Source organism: Candidatus Limnocylindrales bacterium (genome assembly GCA_035626395.1).
In the GTDB taxonomy this organism is placed as follows: Bacteria; Desulfobacterota; Binatia; order UBA1149; family CAITLU01; genus DASPNH01.
Genome location: DASPNR010000027.1, coordinates 1 through 17090 on the forward strand (window position 1 = coordinate 1; position 17090 = coordinate 17090).

A 17090-nucleotide genomic window follows, 5' to 3' on the forward strand; every position below is an offset into this window, starting at 1 on the left:
AACGTCGCCGCCGGCGACGGCTGCACCGGCCAGTGCCGGCGCGAGCGCTGCGGCGACGGCACGGTCAACAACGCCGGCACCGAGGAGTGCGACGACGGCAACGCCGCTGCCGGCGACGGCTGCAGCGGCCAGTGCACGCGCGAGCGCTGCGGCGACGGCACGGTCAACAACGCCGGCACCGAGGAGTGCGACGACGGCAACGCCGCCGCCGGCGACGGCTGCACCGGCCAGTGCCGGCGCGAGCGCTGCGGCGACGGCGCGGTCAACAACGCCGGCACGGAGGAGTGCGACGACGGCAACGCCGCTGCCGGCGACGGCTGCAGCGCCGGCTGCAAACTCGAGCCAGCGCCGGCGACGCCGGCGCTGGAGCAGCCATCCGACTCGCCAGCCGCCGGCGAGCAGGCCAGTGCGCAAGCTACCGGACTGTCGGCTCCGGCCGCACCCGACGCGCCTGCCGCCGCAGGCGACGGCGCGCGAGAGAAGGAGCTCGCCCTGCTCGCCGCGCAGGCCGGCGGCGGTGCCCAGCAGCAGCCCGAGGCCCACGCACCGTCCCACGTGGACGTGCTCTACGGCTCAGCGCCGCGCGCGCAGCCTGCGCCCGCCGATTCGGGCAGCGATCCGTTCGCCGGCGCGCCCGCCGAGCTCTCCAGTGCGGCCAGCGAGCTGGCCCGCCTGCCGATTCCGAGCCAGCAGACCGCCGAAGCGAAGGCGGAAGCGGAGCGCCGCCGGCTGGTCTCGCAGACGGGCCCGCGCTGCGGCGATGGCCGCATCGACGCCGGCGAGGCGTGCGACGACGGCAACATCGTCGACGGCGATTGCTGCACGACCGCCTGCGCCCCCGCGCAGCCGCCGCCGCAGTGGCGCTGGAGCCCTCTCGGCACCGGCGTCGGATCGGCGCAAGGCGCGGCAGTGCAGCTTGGTGGTACGGCGGTGAGCGCGATGCTCGTCCATGACGGCGCGGCCATCGTCGGCGGCGACTTCACACAAGCCGGCGGCGTACCCGCTGCGCGTATCGCACGATGGAAAGACAACGCGTGGAGCGCCATCGGCGACGGCTTCGACAATCGGGTGCTGGCGCTCGCACTCGGAGGGAATGACCAGATCTACGCCGGCGGCGACTTCGTGCGCAGCGGCGGCACGATCCTGTCGCGCATCGCCCGCTTCGACGGCAAGAGCTGGCAACCGGTCGGCAACGGCCTGGACTCGACCGTCCGAGCGATCGCCGTTGCGCGCGACGCGATCATCGCCGGCGGCGACTTCAGCACCAGCGACGGACGCGCGATGGCGCACGTCGCGCGCTGGGACGGTACGGCATGGCAACCGATGGGCGAGGGGCTCAATGCTCCGGTGTGGACGCTGCTGTCGACCGAGCAGGAAGTCTTTGCCGGCGGGGATTTCCAGAGCAGCGGCGCGCGTGTGGTGCGAGGCGTGGCGCGGTGGGACGGCAGCGCCTGGCAGGAAGCCGGCGACGGGATCGGCGGCAGGGTGCGTGCGCTGGCCTGGAACGACGGGACGCTCTACGCCGGCGGCGAGTTCCTCACCTCCGGCAAGGGAACGTTTCTCGGCAACGTCGCACGCCTGACCGAAGAAGGCTGGTCGAGCGTCTCGGGCGGCACCGTCGGTCGCGTCGCCGCGCTGGCCTTCGGCGACTCCACCTTGTTCGTCGGCGGCGATTTCCTGACCGCCGGCGGCCTGCAGACCGCACGCATCGCGAGCTGGCGCGACAATGCATGGTCGGAGCTCGGCGGCGGCTTCAACTCCACCGTCAGCGCGCTGGCGCACGACGGGCAGTCGCTGTTCGCCGGCGGACGTTTCGTCGGCGTCGGCGGCACGCCCGCCTATCGGGTTGCACGCTGGCACTGGATGGATTGCACGCCGCCGCCACCGCCGCCTGCGCCCAAGCCTGCGAAGGTGACGCGGCCGGCGCCCGCCAAGCCAGCCGGGAAAGCGGCGAAGCCCGCCGAAACGAAGCCGGCGCAGAAGACGACGAAACCGGCAGCCAAAGCACCAGCCAAAGCCGCTCCCAAGCCTGCCGCCAAGCCCGCGGCCAAACCGACAACCACGCCGAAGCCCTCGACGAGGCCGGCGCGATGAAGCTGGCGATATTCGACGTCGATGGCACGCTCACGCTCGGCGACGGCCTGGGCACGCGCTGTTTCTTCGATGCGTTCCAGCGCGTCTTCGGTCCGTGCGAGATCGACTGTCGCCTCACCGCCTACCGGGAATCGACCGATGCGGGAATCGCTCTCGAGGCGCTCGCCAGCGTGCTCGGCGCGCCGGCCGGTCCCGCGCACGTCGAGCGTTTCAAGGACGTCTATCTGGCATCCCTCGCCGCCGAGATCGCACGAGCGCCGCAGGCGTATCGGCCGGTTCCGGGTGCGCAGAGGGTGCTGCCGCGTCTTGCGCAGGAGCATGGCTGGAGCGTCGCCATCGCCACGGGCAACTGGCGGCGCGCCGCGCTGCTCAAGCTGGCGACGGCAGGGGTGGAGACGGGCGGCGCCGTGGGCGCCTACTCCGAGGACGGACATACGCGCGTCGACGTTCTGACGGCCGCCATCGGCCGTGTTCAGGCCGGCGCGCGCGGCGACATTGAGCGCGTGGTGTATGTAGGCGATCAGCCCTGGGACAAGGCTGCGGCCGACGCCGCCGGCGTGGCGTTCGTCGGCATCGGCAGCCCGGAGCGCGCAGCGCGGCTGCAGACCTGCGGTGCGCGCGTGCTCGACGGTTACGAGCGATTCGACGACTTCGTTGCCGCGCTCGAGCAGTGCGCCGCGCCGGCGCGCGTGCCGGCGGCCGCTGCGCTCAGACCGGCGCCGGCGCAGGAGTCTTGAACGCGCGACCGATCTTCTTGCGACCCGAGTTGAGCTCGCGGAGATAGGCGATGCCTTCCTCGGCGATGGGATCGCCGATCATCTCCGTGCCTTCCCTCTTCAGCTCGTCCATGTCGACCCACATCGCATACATGGACTTGGTGCGGTCGGTGATGATGCCGGCGTTGAGGAGCGTCTTGATCAGCACGCGGAAGATGTTGGTGCCTTCGCGCAGCAGGCGCCGGCGGTCGTTGTCCGTGAACGCCTCCTGCACCGCGTCGCGCACCCACTTCCAGTCGAGACCGAACTGGCCGTAGATGACCTGTTTCTGCTCGGCGTTGACGAGGTTGAAGAAGATCTTCTGGAAGCAGTCGGCCGCCCACTGCTCGACCTTCTCGTGCTCCTCTTCGGTCAGCTTGGGCACGGTGCGGTCCGCCCAGATCTTGCCGAAGCGATGATGAAACGCCTCGTCGGTCATCACCAGCTGGACGAGGCGGCGCAGCAGCGGGTCGCGCGTCTTGACGTGCAGGGTCGCGAACGCGCCCATCGCCAGGCCTTCGATGAGCATCTGCATGCCGACCAGCTTCTTGTAGACCTCGGGCGCCAGCACCAGCTCGTTCATGAGCGACCCGAGCGTGACCCCGCAGGGATAGGGCGTGCCGAAGCGCCTGGTGATGTAGCGGCTGAACCCGGTGACGTGCCGCGCCTCTTCGCGCACCTGGTTGGCCGCGTACTCCTGCGCCCCCGGATCGCGCAGGATCTGGCAGAGGCTGGCCGACAGCGACAGCGCACCCTGCTCGCCGTGCAGGATGCTCGACAGGCTCCAGCGCGTGATCTCGTTGGCCAGCCGGGTCTTCTGACCCTCGTCGAGCCTGTCGGCCACCGCGCAGTTCAGCTCGATGGCGAAGTCGCGCGGCATGAGCGTGTCTTCGGAGAGGTCGAAGGGCTCGGCGTCGAAGTCGATGTAGACAGGGTCGGTCGGATCCCAGAAATGATCGTGCGTGGCGGAGATGATCTGGTCGAACGCATCGGTGCGGTCGCCGTAGCGCGGCACCTCGATCATCGAGTTGAAGTCGTCGCGATCGACGGTGTTGTAGATGGAGTCGTGGGTGATGTGGTCGGCCATGGTCACTCCTGTCGGTCCTCGCCGGCGTGGTCGTCGCTGCGGATGCCGTTCATCTGAAGGCGCACGATGGTGTGGAGGATCTGCTCGCGCGGCGCGCGTTTCGGGTCCTCGGTCCACCAGTCGATGAGCCTCGCGGTCATGCCGACCAGAGCCTGCGCCGTCGCGGCCGGGTCGAGGTCGGAGGGGAAGATTCCCTGCGTCATCTCACGCCGAAAGCGCGCTTCCAGCCCCGCAGCGAGATGCGTGAGCACGTCGGCTTCGATGGCGGCGGTCTCGGAGTCGTGGCTGAACAGGATGCGGACGAGGTCGCGATTGGTTTCGGCGAAGCCGACGATCACTTCAGCGCGTGCGCGCAGCGCATCGCGCTGCGTGGCGGCGTTGGACACGGCGGCGATGACGGCGGCGCGCAGATCCTCGATGGCCGTGAAAAGGATGTGCCGGTACACATCCGACTTGTCCTTGAAGTGCAGATAGAACGTTCCGGCGGCGACGCCGGCATCGCGTGCGATGTCGTGGGTGGTGACGCGGTGAAGGCCGCGCTGCGCGAAGAGGCGGGTGGCACTCTCGAGAAGGCGCTCCCGCGTGGCGAGGCGGCTGCGGGCTGGCGCCGAAGCGGCGGCCGATGTGACGTTCATGTCAGTGGCTGACGTTAACGTCAGTGCGCCGGCCGAGTCAATAGCGCTCATGCACCGGCGCACAAACTTTCTGGTCAGCCTTTGGAGCCGGGGTGGGGAAGATAGTAGGGTGACCCCGCTTCCCCCAAGACATGCCCTGGGGAACCTGCGGACGGAGACAGTTTTGGCCACGAAGCACGATCAGAACAGGGCCGAGAAGAGGGAGCGGCTGGTCAAGGCCGGCATCGAAGCCTTCACGGAAGCCGGTTACGACAACACGACGGTCAGCGACATCGTCCGGCGGGCGGGAATGACGCCCAGCACCTTCTACAACTACTACCGCGACAAGGACGCCCTTCGCGACGAGCTCCTGGAGACGGTCGCTTCGCAGATGGTCGCCGGTCTGGCCACCATCCGGCGCCGGGCGCAGGGGGTTGAAGAATACGTTCGCATGGCCTGCAGGGGCCTGTTCGCGGCCATGGTGCAGGACAAGACCAACGCGATGCTGCTCAAGCGCAACCTTCCGCTGCTGCGCTCCATGATCGACAGCAAGGCGCTTGCCCCGGTCTACACGGCCATCCGCAGGGATCTCGAGGGTGCGGCCTCCCAGGGGCTCGTCGAGGTGGCCGAGATCGACTACGCCACCGCGGCCATGCGTGCGGCCGCGCTGGAGATCGGCATCAGCCTGCTGACGCGGCCCAACGCCGACGTGGCCGGCGCCGTCGATTTTGCCGCACGGATGCTGAGCGCCGCGCTGCGCGCGCGCGACGCCGGCTCGGGTCCATCGGGCAGCTGAAGGGGCCTTCGGCCCCGAAAATCAGGCGGTTTCGGAGGGCGGCGGCTCGTTCAGCCGCAGCCAGTAGTGGGCCAGGGTCCGCACCGTTTCGGTGAACTCGGAGAAGTCCACCGGCTTTCGGATGTAGCTGTTGGCTCCCAGGCTGTAGCTCTCGATGACGTCGGCCGGCTCGTCCGACGACGACAGCACGATCACGGGTATGAGCTTGGTCAGGCGGTCGGCGCGCAGGCGGCGCAACACCTCGAGACCGTCGACCTTGGGGAGCTTTAGATCGAGCAGGATGAGGGCCGGCATTTCGCTGGCCTTGCGATCGGCGTGCGTACCCAACGCGAACAGGTAGTCCAGCGCCTCGAGGCCGTCGCGGGCCACCTCGACCCGGTGCGAAACGTCGCTCTTTTCGAGCGCTCGCCGCGTCAGGACCGCGTCGTCCGGGTTGTCTTCGACAAGGAGAATGATCCGCTCAGCCATCGTCAGTCACCTGCTCCGATCAAATACTGAAATAGAACGTGGCGCCTTTGCCCGGCACACCTTCGGCCCAGACTTCGCCGCCATGACGCCGCAGGATCATCTGAACGGTGGCCAGACCGATTCCCGAGCCCTCAAAGTCTTCCTGAGCGTGCAGCCGCTGGAAGGCTCCGAACAACTTTTCGACGTACACCATATCAAAGCCAACGCCATTGTCGCGAACGTAATAGGCCGTCCTGCCCTCGCCCGTGGTCAGGGAGCCGAACTCGATGCGAGCGGCTTCGGCGCGGGAAGTGAACTTCCACGCATTCCCGAGCAGGTTCTGCATCACGTTGAGCATGAGGACCGGGTCGCCCTTGGCCACCGGGACGGGGTCGATGACGACCTCGACGTGGCGGCCCGGGTCGTTGCGCCGCAGGTCGTCGCACACCTGACGCGCCAGGGCGCTGAGGTCCAGAGGCTCGCGGCGCAGCTCGGAGCGGCTGACGCGCGTCAACTTGAGCAGGTCGTCGATGAGATGCCCCATCCGCTGGCTGGCCGACCGCACCCGCTCCAGATACTCGAGCCCGCTGGCGTCGAGCTTGCTGCCGAACTCGTCCAGGACGAGCTGGCTGAACCCGTCGATGGTGCGAAGCGGCGTCCGCAGATCGTGCGAGACCGAGTACGCGAAGGACTCGAGCTCGTGGTTGGCCGCGCGCAACTCGGCCGTGCGGGCCGCCACGCGCTGCTCGAGCTCGGCATTGAGGCGCCGCACTTCGCTCTCGGCCGTCAGCCGTTCGGTGATGTCCTGCGCGAAGACGAGGATGCCCACCACGCGTCCCATCGAATCGTACTCGGGCAGCTTGTCGGTCCGGATCCAGATCGACTTGCGCGAGGGCAGGTCGAGCTCCTCGATCACGCCGAGCTTGGGCTTGCCCGACTGAATGATCTCCAGATCATCGCGATACAGATCGTAGGCCTTGGCCGGCAGGATTTCCGAGCAGGGCTTTCCTTCCATCTCCTTGACGGTGCGACCCATCGACGCCGCCGCAGCCTCGTTAACGAGCAGGAAGCGGTTCTTGGTGTCCTTGTACCAGATCATCGCCGGGACGGCGTTGAACATGAGGCGGAACTGCTGCTTCTCGCGGAACAGGCTCTCTTCGGTGCGCCGCTGCTCGAGGCGCTCGCGCTCGAGCTCTTCGTTCAGGCGGTTGAGGCGCTCCATGTTTTCGGCGCGTTCGCGTGCCAGACGCTCGCGCACCAGTCCGAGCTGCGCGCCGCGAGACACGAACGCCTGACTCGACAGCACCGCCAGCGCGGTCGTCAGAAGGCCGCAGATGAGAACCGCCCACGGTGTCCATTGCAGTCGCGTATCGAGGAAGCGGGGGCCGGCCCAGGTGGCGATGGCCCAGGGGCGGCCGACCTGATCCAGCCCCATCGTGTGCTGAACCTGCCCGCCGCCGAAAGCCTGCCACAGCCACAGCAGCGCGCTGTCGATGTGATTCGCGAGCGCCTGGCGCTGATACAGCGTGCGCGCCTCGGGCCCGGCTGCCGCATCCCGCAGCTCGATGCCGATGGAGGCGCGGTCGAGCTCGGTCAGCGCCTCTTCGAATGGCAGTGCGATGTCAAAGATTCCGAGGACGTATCCGAGCAGATCGCTGTCGCGAGCCGGCTCGCCGCTGCTTCGTGCGCGCGCGAACACCGGAGCGACCAGCACGACTCCCGGGGCGTTGCCTTCTGGCCGCGTCAGCTTGACCGGCGGTGCTGCGACGATCGCGGCGCGCGTGCGTGCAGCAGCCAGCGTGGCGCTCAGGCTCGGCACGGCGCTGAGATCGGAGCCGGGGGTCATGTCGATGCCGTCGACGCGCGTCGTTCCCGAAAGCCCCAGATGCAGCGGGAAGTATTCGGCTGCGGGGGCGAGCGTTTCCTTGCTGCGGTGGACGCGGAAGTCGCCGAGCCCCGTCACCCACTGCGCTTCCTCGTACGAAGCGAGCGATTGTGCCGGAACGCGAGGCACCCAGTCCAGCGCCACGACGCCGGGCGTATTGCGCGCAAGATCGGCGGCAAAGGAGCGAAGCACCGTTCGGTCGCCGGCATTGGTCGTGACGACGAAGGATGCCACGGCGTCGAGCAGAGAGAGCCGGTGGCTCATGCGTCGTTGGAAGGAAACGGCGATGGTTCCCGTGCGCCGCGTCAGCTCGGTTTCCAGATCGCGCCGCTGCTGAAGAAACGAGTAGGAGAATGCGAGCGCCGTGCTCAAGGCGCCTGCCAGCAGGACGGTCCCTACCGTCCAGCTGCGAGGAGCCAGCGTGCTCGTTCGCTGATCTTCCGACTTTGCGATGTCGGCGATGCGTTCACTGCGCCATATCGAAAGCGCCACCAAATACCCCCACGCTCATGCGCCCCCTTGGCGCGCGGTCGAGCAAGCTTAATCGCTTTCCTCGCGCTGAAAAAGCAAGGAATGGTCCAAGATCGGCTCGCCGCCGCGAGAAACGGACCCCGGCCGCGGCAAGGTAGCGTCAGCGCCGGCCCATGTCTCGCCCGATCCGCTCTCTGCGCACTCGTACCGCCTCCAGGATGCGCCGTTGCTCGTCGGCCGACGCAGCCCCCCAGGCAGCGATCTCGGCCAACGAGCGCAGACAGCCCGCGCAAAGGCCGGTTTCCGCATCGATCTGGCAGACGCCGGTGCACGGTGAGGCGGGCGCTTTCGATGGTTGTTCGGGCATGGACTCCCGTTTGATGTTCCGACTGCGGCACCGGCGCAAACCCGGCGCCCGTCGGCTCCGTCTCGGAGGCGCGGCGCCGCTGTCGTCGGAGGGCCTGTGTGGGTAGGTTCCGCGCATGGAGATCCTGTTCGTGCCCCTTGTCGATGCGGCGGCCGATGCGGCCTCCAGGAGCCGCGTTCTGCGCTGCCGCTGCGTTCCCGCCTCCGACACCGAGCGGCGGAAGGCCCGGCGGGAAAAGCTGGCCGGCGCGATGCTCGATCCGGCGCGGCCGTCGTGACCGGCCACACCGCCGATCCCACCGCCGGCTCCGCCGCCGTCAGCCCATGGATGGCTGCCGCGCCGCGCGCAATGGCGCCGCTGTCGGGCGACGTCGAAGCGGACATCGTCATCGTCGGCGGCGGCTACACGGGCCTTTCGACGGCGCTCGCGATGCGCGCGCAGGGCGCCACCGTCGCGTTGCTGGAGGGCCATTTCTGCGGCTTCGGCGCCAGCGGCCGCAATGCAGGGCATCTGACGCCCACCATCGGCAAGGATCTCCCGACGCTGACACGGCTATTCGGCCGCGCGCGCGTGCACGCGCTCGTGCACCTGGCCGAGGTTGCCATCGACGAGGTCGAGCGGCTGATCGCGGCGCATTCGATCGATTGCCATTACGAGCCGGTCGGGAACGTGGTTGCGGCCGTGCACTCGCGCCAGTTCGGCGCCATCGATCGTGCCGCGCGTGCGGCCGGCGAGTGCGGGCTGCCCGGCGCACTGCTCGACGAGGCTGCCATGCGCGCTCGCGGTCTGCCGCCGGCGTTTCTACGCGGCTATCATGAGCGGCATGGCGGCATCCTGCATCCGGGCGCCTATGTGCAGGGTCTTCGCAAGGCGGCCATCGATGCCGGCGCTGGGATCTACGAATCCTCGCCGGTCGTGCGCATCGAGGACGGGCGACAGCCGCGGGCGGTCACGGCGGCCGGTTCGGCTCGCGGTCGCGCGCTCGTGCTGGCCACCAACGCCTACGCGCTCGACCTCGAGCTGCCGCCGCCGCTGCGGTCCCGGCTGCTGCCCATCTACGTGCAGCTCGTGCAGACGGCGCCGCTGACGCCTCAGCAGCTGGCGCGCATCGGCTGGCAGGGCAGGGAGGGCATCTACACCGCGCACGAGATTCTCGAGAGCTGGCGGCTGACGCACGATGACCGCATCGTCGGCGGCTCCAAGCACATTCGGTACGGATACGGCGGCGGGCTGCTTCCCGACCGTGACGCGCGCGTGACGCTCAAGCTGGAGGCGGTGCTGCGCCGTCGCTTCCCGCAGATTCCCGACGTGCAGGTCGAATCGGCGTGGGGAGGACGCATCGGGCTGGCGCTGGATTTCCTGCCAACCGTCGGCCGCACCGGCGCGCACGGCTCGATCTACTACTCCATGGCGTATGCGGGCCACGGTCTGGCAATGGCCAGCTATGCCGGAACGATGATCTCCGACCTGATCGGCGGGCGCCGCGGACCCGGCGCCGCGCTGTGGGAGCGTCGCACGGTGCCGCTGCCGCCCGAGCCGCTGCGAGTGCTGGTGTTCCGTGCGCTCAACGGCTTCTTCGAGGCCGTGGATCGCCGCACCGATTCCCTGCTCGATGGTTGATGCGAGGCGCGCGGTCGAGCGTCAGATGCCGTTTTCCTCGATGACGCGCGCGTACCAGCGTGCGCTCAGCTTGGGCGTGCGCTCGAGCGAGTCGAAGTCGCAGCGCACGATCCCGAAGCGCATGCCGTAGCCGAAGGCCCACTCGAAGTTGTCGAGCAGCGACCACGCCATGTAGCCGCGCAGATCGACGCCTTCGCTGATCGCGCGATGGCACATCTCCAGATGGCTCTGCAGATACCGCATGCGGCGGTCGTCGTGCACGATCCCGTCGGCGCCGGGCACCTCGTTCTCGTAGCCGGCGCCATTCTCGGTGACGTACAGCGGAAGGCCGTAGCGCTCGTGGAACTGCTTGAGCACCACGTAGAGGCCGGCCGGATAGATCTCGGAGCCCATCGAGGTGTAGTCGCCGACCGGACGGCAGGTTCGCGCCTGGAAGAAGCCGCCGGCATCGTGCCCGCTGACCGTTCGCGTGTAGTAGTTGACGCCGAGGAAATCGATCTTCTGCGCGATTACCGCGCGGTCGGCCTCGTGCATCTCCGGCAGCATCGAGCCGAACTGCTCGCGCAGCGCCGGCGGATAGTCGCCGCGCACGATGGGATCGGTGAACCATTCGTTGTTGAACGCGCGCGCGCGGTCGGCGGCGGCACGATCGGCCGGATCGTCGCTTTCGGGAAGGTGCGCCTGCACGCTCAGCGTGATGCCGATCTGCCCCTTCGGAGCCAGGCTGCGGAAGCGCTCGACGGCAAGGCCGTGCGCGCGAAGGACGGTGTGGCCGCCGGCCAGCGCCGCCGGGATGTCGTTGCGTCCCGGCGCGTGAATCCCGATCCCGTAGCCCAGCCACAAGAAGACCCAGGGCTCGTTGAACGTGATCCAGTGCGGCACGCGGTCCCCGAGGGCGTTGAACATGATCTCGGCGTAGTCGGCGAAACGCTCCGCCGTCTGCGGCTCGGGCCATCCGCCCGCATCCTCGAGCGCCTGCGGCAGGTCCCAGTGATACAGGGTCGCCATCGGCACGATGCCGGCTTCGAGCAGCCCGTCGACCAGGCGGTCGTAGAAAGCGATGCCGGCGCCGTTGCTCTTGCCTGCCCCGCTCGGCAGCACGCGCGGCCAGGCGATGCTGAAGCGATACGCCTTCAGGCCGAGCGCGCGCTGCAGCGCGATGTCCTGCTGCCAGCGATGATAGTGGTCACACGCGGTGTCGCCGGTGTCGCCGCCGGTGATGTTGCCGGGCACGTGGGAGAAGGTGTGCCAGATGCTGGGGCCGGCGCCGTCGGCCAGCGGCGATCCCTCGATCTGATAGGACGCCGTGGCGGTGCCCCACAGGAAGCCATCGGGAAATCGCAGGACGGCCACCGCTGTTCTCCTCAGATCTCGTCGAGGATCGCGCGGCGACGCGCGCGGTATTCCTCATCGGTGATCAGGCCCTTGTCGCGCAGGCGCGAAAGAATCTCGAGCCGCTCCTCGAAGCTGCGTTCGCGCCCGGTCGCCGGCGCCACCGGTCTCGCTTCCGGGCCCCGACCGGAAACGGGGCGTGGTTCGTCGGCGGCAGGTGCGCGCGGCGGCGCGCCTGCACTTGGATGCGGTGTTGCGGTTTCCGGCGTGCGACCGGTCTCCAGGGCCGGCCGGTCTTGCGCTTCCTCGGCCGCGGCAGGTGCGGCCGACATGTCGCGATCCCTGTCATCGGCGGCTTGCGGCATTGGCCGCGCTTGCGCCGGCGAATCCGCCTCGGGCGCAGGCCGTGCGCTCTGCGCCGCGCCGTGGTCGTCGGTATCGTCGCCGCCCGGTAGCCAGCGCGACAGGAAGCCCTTGCTTTGTTTGCGCGGGGGCAGGGTCCCGCTTTCGACGGCATCGAGCATCGCGGCTCGTGAGGTGAAGCTGCGGCCGCGAAGATCGCCGTGGTGGCAATGAAACTCGCCCCTGCGGCGATCGTCGTGGCAGCCGTGCGAGTCGAGGGCGCCGCCCGTGTGAGCGGCTGCCGAGCCGGGCGCGATGCACGCGAGTAGGGCGGTCGCAGCCGCCCACGGTGCGAACGACTTGTTCATTGCCGCGCTATAGCCCACCGGTGGCCGGCCCGCCACCGGCCGATGTGCGAGGCGGCGCGGGGGCACGGCTCACCGTCGTGACAGCGACGTGCTTGCGCGCGGCCGAGGCCGGTGGCTAATCTGAACGCCCGGTGAACACATTCATGCGCCCCGTCCTTCCTTCCCTCCTGGCGGCCATTGCCCTGACGACGACGCTTGCCGCGTGCAACTGGCACCGCACGCCGCTGAGCGTCGACCCGGCCTTCAATGGCGAGGAAGTCGAAGAGATCGTGCTGCTGCCCGTGATCGATGCGCGCCCGGACCGCTTCGACTACGTGCGAGTGAGCCGCAACGTCGAGGACGCCACGCTGATGTTCCTGCGCCAGCGCGGCTACTTCGCGGTCTCCAGCAATCGCTTCGCCAGCCGCCCGCCGGCACCCATGGATCTGGATCGCGAGACGTACGAGTACCTGGCAACACTGGCACCGCCGGATGCGCGCGTGTTCATGGTCGTGCAGATCGAACGCCTGGATCCGGAATTCGACTCCAACGGCGAGGGCTACCACGCCCGGCTTTCCGCCGTTCTCGTCGACCGCGATCACCGCCGCGTCCTGTGGCGCGACGTCGCCTCGGCAAGCAGCAATCTCGGCGGCGTCCTGACCGTGTTCGCACGCGGCTCGCGCCAGTACGAAGCCGCCGTCAACGCAGCCCGCGCCCTCGTCGAGACGCTGCCAAAAGGGTAGAAGACGCGCCAGCGCGCCGGCGACGATGCTGGAAACCCACTGCGCCGGTGACGGGAGCGCAGGCGCGTTTCGCCTGCGCCCGGGCGACCGAGCGGCGCGCACCGACGCAGTCGCGGAGTCCTCGGCCACGCCGGCCGATCTAGATCCGGCGCTCTCTGCCTTCCCAGTACGGATCGCGCAGCTTGCGCTTGAAGAGCTTGCCATTGGGGTCGCGTGGCATCTCCGTGACGAAATCGTAGGAGCGCGGGCACTTGTACTTGGCCAGCCGTTCCTTGCAGAAGGCGTCGAGCTGGGCGGCGAGCTGCGGCCCCGGCGCGACGTTGGCGGCGGGCTCGATGACCGCCTTGACTTCTTCGCCGAGGTCTTCGTTGGGGATCCCGAAGACCGCGGCGTCGCCGACCATCGGGTGCGACAGCAGCGTGTTCTCGATTTCGGTCGGATAGATGTTGACGCCGCCGGCGATGATCATGTCGATCTTGCGATCGCACAGGAACAGGTAGCCGTCCTCGTCCAGATAGCCGATGTCGCCGACGGTGAAGAAGCCGTCCTTTCGATTGGCCTCGGTCTTGGCCTTGTCCTTGTGGTATTCGAAGTCGGCGCTGCCCATCGCCATGTAGACGGTGCCCGGCGTGCCGGCGGGGCACTCGTTGCCGTCGTCATCGAGAATGCGAATGGACGAGCCTGCCCACGCACGTCCGACCGTGCCCGGCTTCTGCATCCATTCCTCGGGCGTCACGAGCGTGCCGCCGCCCTCGCTGGCCGCATAGTATTCGTAGACCACCGGGCCCCACCACTGCAGCATGCGTGTCTTGACGTCGACCGGGCAGGGCGCGGCCGCGTGGATCATGTGCCGCAAGCTGGCCAGGTCGTAACGCTTGCGCGTCTCCTCGGGCAGCGCGAGCAGGCGGTGGAACTGCGTCGGCACCATGTGGCTCGTCGTCACGCGGTAGCGCTGCATCATCTCGAGCGCGCTTTCGGGCGTCCATTTGTCCATCAGCACCACGGTGTGGCCGTAGTGCAGGGAGCCGGCCGTGAACATCAGCACTGCGGTGTGGTACAGCGGCGACCCGACCAGGTGGACGTTGTTCGCGAGCGGCTCGATGCCGAACATCGACAGGAACATCGCGTACATGGAGCCAACCATGTCCGGGTCGAAATCCATCAGGCGCCGCCGCACGCCCTTGGGCCTCCCGGTCGTGCCGGACGTGTAGTTCATGACCTGGCCCGCCGTGCGATCGGCCGGCGGCGTGGTCGGCTGACCCTCGCTCAGAGACGAATAGGCACCGAAGCCCTCGATGCTGCCGACGGCGAAGCAGCGTTCGCCGGCGATTCCGCTTTCCTTTCGCGCGGTCGCACAGGCCGCGGCGAAGCGCGCATCGCCGACGAGAAGCTGCGCCTCGCAGTCGCTGAGGATGTAGGCGATCTCGGGCCCCGTCAGGTGATGATTGATCGGCGTCAAGTACAGGCCCGATTGAAACGCGGCCAGGTACAGCTCGATCATGGCTCGGCCGTTTGGAAGGACGGTGGCAACGGCATCTCCACGTTCCAGGCCGAGCGCGCGCATCCCGCGGACCAGCGCGTTCGACGAGGCCGCCAGCTCGCCAGCGCGAATCTGCTGGCCGTCCGGCGTCACCAGCGCCAGGGCCTCGGCGTGCCGTGCGGCCAGATTCCAGAAACCATATTCGGACATGACCCCTCCTTCGGAGGGCGCTGAGCGCCCGTGTCGCAGTGGCGGCGCCTGTATGGACAGGACGAGGTTACCAATCCAGCGCCCCGCCGCCGCCTCGGCGCTGTCCTTGCCTGACTGCAGTGGATAGTATGCATGCCTTCGTCGCACGGTTGGGGAGAGGCCTGGGGGCCTCTGGCCTGCGCAGCTGCCTTGCGTGGGGCCGCGCGGCGCGGCAAGTCGAAGGGGGGAGTCCCTTCCTTTTTGTGGTCAGGAGTACGAGACGCGCATGAAACGTCCATTCACTTCGGTTTTGAGTGTATTGCTTTGCCTTGCCGCCGCGTCCGTCGCTCGGGCCGCGGAGCCCGAGAACCCGACGAATCTGCGCTCGGACAAGATCACGGACTCGCAGGTGCGCCTGACCTGGCGCGATCGCAGCAACAACGAGGACGGCTTCGAGATCTTCCGCCTTCGGCAGGGCTCGGACGACTTTCAGTCGCGCGGGACGGTCGGGCCCGATGTCGAAGAGTTCTTCGACACGTTTGATTCCGACCACGTCTACATCTATCAGGTCGTCGCCTTCAACGACGACGGCGAGTCCGACGAGAGCAACGAGTGCTTCGTCAACCGCAATCCGCCGCTGCGTCCGACCGACGTGGAGGCGCGGCTGATCGCGCTGTACGTCGTCCGCGTCTCCTGGTTCGACCGATCGACGGGCGAGGGGGGCTTCGCGATCCAGCGCGCCGCCGAGGGCGAGAGCTTCAAGACCATCGCGATCGTCGATGAAAACACGGAGGTGTATGACGACGATACCCTCAGCCCTGCGCAGACCTACACCTACCGCGTCCGGGCGCTCGGACGTCCCAACCGCTGCATCGGCCACTCGCGACCGTCCGAGGAGCGGACGGTCACGACCAAGGGCGGCGTCCGCATCCTGACGGTCGAGCTCAGCGGCGTCGGCCGCGGCACCGTGCGCTCGGAGCCCGAGGGCATGCATTGCGGCCCCAAGGAGCGTGTCTGCTTCGCCGAGTTCCCGCTCGACAAAGAGGTGACGCTGTTCGCCGATTCGACGGAGAACTCGGACTTCCGCACCTGGATCGGCCCCCAGCACTGCGAGGAGAGCGACCGTCGGCGTTGCACCATTCACATGACGGCGGACAAGACCGTGGGAGCCGTGTTCAGGCGCGATCGCGACTGATCAGCCTTCCGCACCGGTACGAAGGGAACGGCCATGCCGCGCGCATGGCCGTTCTTCTTTGCGCCCCGCGCGGCGGCCCGGCCCGGTAAGGCAGGACGCCTCCCTCGCAGGCGTCCCCGGCGCAGATCAGTGGCCGGCCAGCGCCGTGTGGCCGGGACGGAATCGGTAGATCTGATACGGGGCGTGCGACCGGATGTCGTCGTCGCCGAGAAACAGCACGTGCTGCAGCGCGCTGCAGGTGACGTAGAGCCAGCCGTCGGGCCCGAAGCTGAAGCCGTCGGGCCATCGGAGGCGGTCGTCGGCGAGCAGCGTCGTCAGCTTTCCCTGCGGGTCCATGCGGTGGACGGCCGAGTGCTCCATGTCGGAGAGGTAGATGCCGCCGGCATCGTCGGTGGTCAGGCCGTCGCTCAGTGTCTTGGCCGCGAAGTCCTGCACCCGAGCCGCCAGAGCATCGTCGTCGAGCGACGCATCGATGAGGTCGGCGGCCGCGATGCGGTAGAGGCGGCTGCCCGTGACCGCACCGTAGTACAGCCACTTGCCGTCGCGCGAGAGCGCGATCGAGTCCACCGGGATGCGCATCGTCGCCAGGCCGCCGAGCAGCGTCATGTCGCGCCCCGGCGCCTGGATGATCAGATCCTCGCTCTGCACCGACGGATGTCCGTCCAGCACGCGCCGGCTCGTCTGTGTCTCGACGTCGTAGACGATCAGCGCCGGCGTCTGCAGGACCGGGCTGGTTTCGGCGATGAAGATGTAGCGCCCGCCGGCGTCGACCTGGAAGTCGTTGAGCATGGAGCCCAAGCCGGCGACGTCGGAGGGGAAGTCGTACCGGTGGACGAGCTTTCCGTCGGCCAGATCGAAGGCGAGGATGCGCGGCTGGCCGCGACCGAAATCGGCGAAGTCCAGTGCCCACAGCCGGTTCTGCCGGTCGATGCGGATCGACAGGATCGTCTGGAACGCGAGCGGCCCTTCCGATTGAAGCTCCGCGCTCGGCCAGGGCGCGAGCTTTCGGTCCACGAGCTCGACCACTTTGACCGGTGGGCGACCGTCGGGATGGAGCGTGAAGAAGACTCGCCCTTCGGCCGACACGGCGATGTTGCCAGGTGGGTAGTCGAGATCCACGACTTTCTCGACGACGTCGAACGACATCGTCGGCGCAGTGCTGCGGTCCTCCAATCGGCCGCCCCCGCCGAGAGTCAGACGCACGACGAGCGCCAGAACGAGGAGCACGGCCACCAACACGCCGGCGATGCGAGAGAATGTCTTCATCGGCGAAGTATCGATCACGCAAACGAGCGTGGCCAGCGCCACGTGGGCACGTCCTGCAGG

15 protein-coding genes are annotated in these 17090 nt (G+C 68.4%); 7 read left to right on the forward strand and 8 right to left on the reverse strand.

All coding sequences use genetic code 11. The features are described from left to right. Both VEC57_09175 and VEC57_09180 read left to right on the forward strand, forming a co-directional pair. Positions 1-2094, forward strand: a 2094-nt coding sequence (locus VEC57_09175; protein ID HYB99291.1) for a DUF4215 domain-containing protein, incomplete at its 5' end; no start/stop codon positions are given. Continuing rightward, positions 2091-2831 carry an HAD family hydrolase gene (locus VEC57_09180; protein HYB99292.1) on the forward strand — a complete coding sequence of 247 codons (741 nt, stop codon included), beginning with the start codon at positions 2091-2093 and terminating at the stop codon, positions 2829-2831. The genes VEC57_09175 and VEC57_09180, both read left to right, overlap by 4 nt. On the opposite strand, the gene VEC57_09185 is transcribed toward VEC57_09180, so the two are convergent. Next, positions 2803-3936 (reverse strand): ferritin-like domain-containing protein, encoded by a 1134-nt coding sequence (locus tag VEC57_09185; GenBank protein ID HYB99293.1) that lies wholly within the window; start codon positions 3934-3936, stop codon positions 2803-2805. The two genes, VEC57_09180 and VEC57_09185, sit on opposite strands and share 29 nt — an antisense overlap. A 2-nt stretch (positions 3937-3938) precedes the next feature. Continuing rightward, positions 3939-4571 carry a helix-turn-helix domain-containing protein gene (locus tag VEC57_09190; GenBank protein HYB99294.1) on the reverse strand — a complete coding sequence of 211 codons (633 nt, stop codon included), beginning with the start codon at positions 4569-4571 and terminating at the stop codon, positions 3939-3941. Positions 4572-4734: 163 nt separating this feature from the next. Here VEC57_09190 and VEC57_09195 point away from each other — a divergent pair, with 163 nt between their 5' ends. Continuing rightward, complete coding sequence (locus VEC57_09195; GenBank protein HYB99295.1) at positions 4735-5346, forward strand: TetR/AcrR family transcriptional regulator; 612 nt, start codon at positions 4735-4737, stop codon at positions 5344-5346. Positions 5347-5367: 21 nt separating this feature from the next. Here VEC57_09195 and VEC57_09200 read toward each other — a convergent pair whose 3' ends face one another. Together VEC57_09200 and VEC57_09205 are read right to left on the reverse strand one after the other, a co-directional pair. Further along, positions 5368-5814, reverse strand: coding sequence for a response regulator (locus VEC57_09200; GenBank protein ID HYB99296.1), 447 nt, complete (start codon positions 5812-5814; stop codon positions 5368-5370). Between the two features lie 19 nt (positions 5815-5833). Then, positions 5834-8050, reverse strand: coding sequence for a CHASE domain-containing protein (locus tag VEC57_09205; GenBank protein ID HYB99297.1), 2217 nt, complete (start codon positions 8048-8050; stop codon positions 5834-5836). A gap of 581 nt (positions 8051-8631) precedes the next feature. On the opposite strand from VEC57_09205, the gene VEC57_09210 reads away from it, so the two are divergent. Together VEC57_09210 and VEC57_09215 are read left to right on the forward strand one after the other, a co-directional pair. Next, positions 8632-8793, forward strand: a complete 162-nt coding sequence (locus VEC57_09210) for a hypothetical protein (GenBank protein HYB99298.1) — start codon at positions 8632-8634, stop codon at positions 8791-8793. Then, positions 8790-10136, forward strand: a complete 1347-nt coding sequence (locus VEC57_09215) for an FAD-dependent oxidoreductase (GenBank protein HYB99299.1) — start codon at positions 8790-8792, stop codon at positions 10134-10136. The genes VEC57_09210 and VEC57_09215 overlap by 4 nt, the downstream gene beginning before the upstream one ends. A 21-nt stretch (positions 10137-10157) precedes the next feature. Here VEC57_09215 and VEC57_09220 read toward each other — a convergent pair whose 3' ends face one another. Both VEC57_09220 and VEC57_09225 read right to left on the reverse strand, forming a co-directional pair. Further along, positions 10158-11489 (reverse strand): GH1 family beta-glucosidase, encoded by a 1332-nt coding sequence (locus VEC57_09220; protein ID HYB99300.1) that lies wholly within the window; start codon positions 11487-11489, stop codon positions 10158-10160. A gap of 11 nt (positions 11490-11500) precedes the next feature. Next, positions 11501-11992 (reverse strand): SHOCT domain-containing protein, encoded by a 492-nt coding sequence (locus VEC57_09225; protein ID HYB99301.1) that lies wholly within the window; start codon positions 11990-11992, stop codon positions 11501-11503. Between the two features lie 317 nt (positions 11993-12309). On the opposite strand from VEC57_09225, the gene VEC57_09230 reads away from it, so the two are divergent. Continuing rightward, entirely contained in the window at positions 12310-12900 is a 591-nt protein-coding gene (locus VEC57_09230; GenBank protein HYB99302.1) for a hypothetical protein, read from the forward strand. Positions 12901-13039: 139 nt separating this feature from the next. Here VEC57_09230 and VEC57_09235 read toward each other — a convergent pair whose 3' ends face one another. Next, positions 13040-14590: an acyl-CoA synthetase gene (locus VEC57_09235; GenBank protein ID HYB99303.1), complete on the reverse strand. Its 1551-nt coding sequence runs from the start codon at positions 14588-14590 to the stop codon at positions 13040-13042. 265 nt (positions 14591-14855) lie between these two features. Between VEC57_09235 and VEC57_09240 the strand changes: the two genes are divergently transcribed. Further along, positions 14856-15764: a fibronectin type III domain-containing protein gene (locus VEC57_09240; protein HYB99304.1), complete on the forward strand. Its 909-nt coding sequence runs from the start codon at positions 14856-14858 to the stop codon at positions 15762-15764. 126 nt (positions 15765-15890) lie between these two features. On the opposite strand, the gene VEC57_09245 is transcribed toward VEC57_09240, so the two are convergent. Continuing rightward, entirely contained in the window at positions 15891-17030 is a 1140-nt protein-coding gene (locus tag VEC57_09245; GenBank protein ID HYB99305.1) for an L-dopachrome tautomerase-related protein, read from the reverse strand. Positions 17031-17090 lie beyond the last annotated feature (60 nt).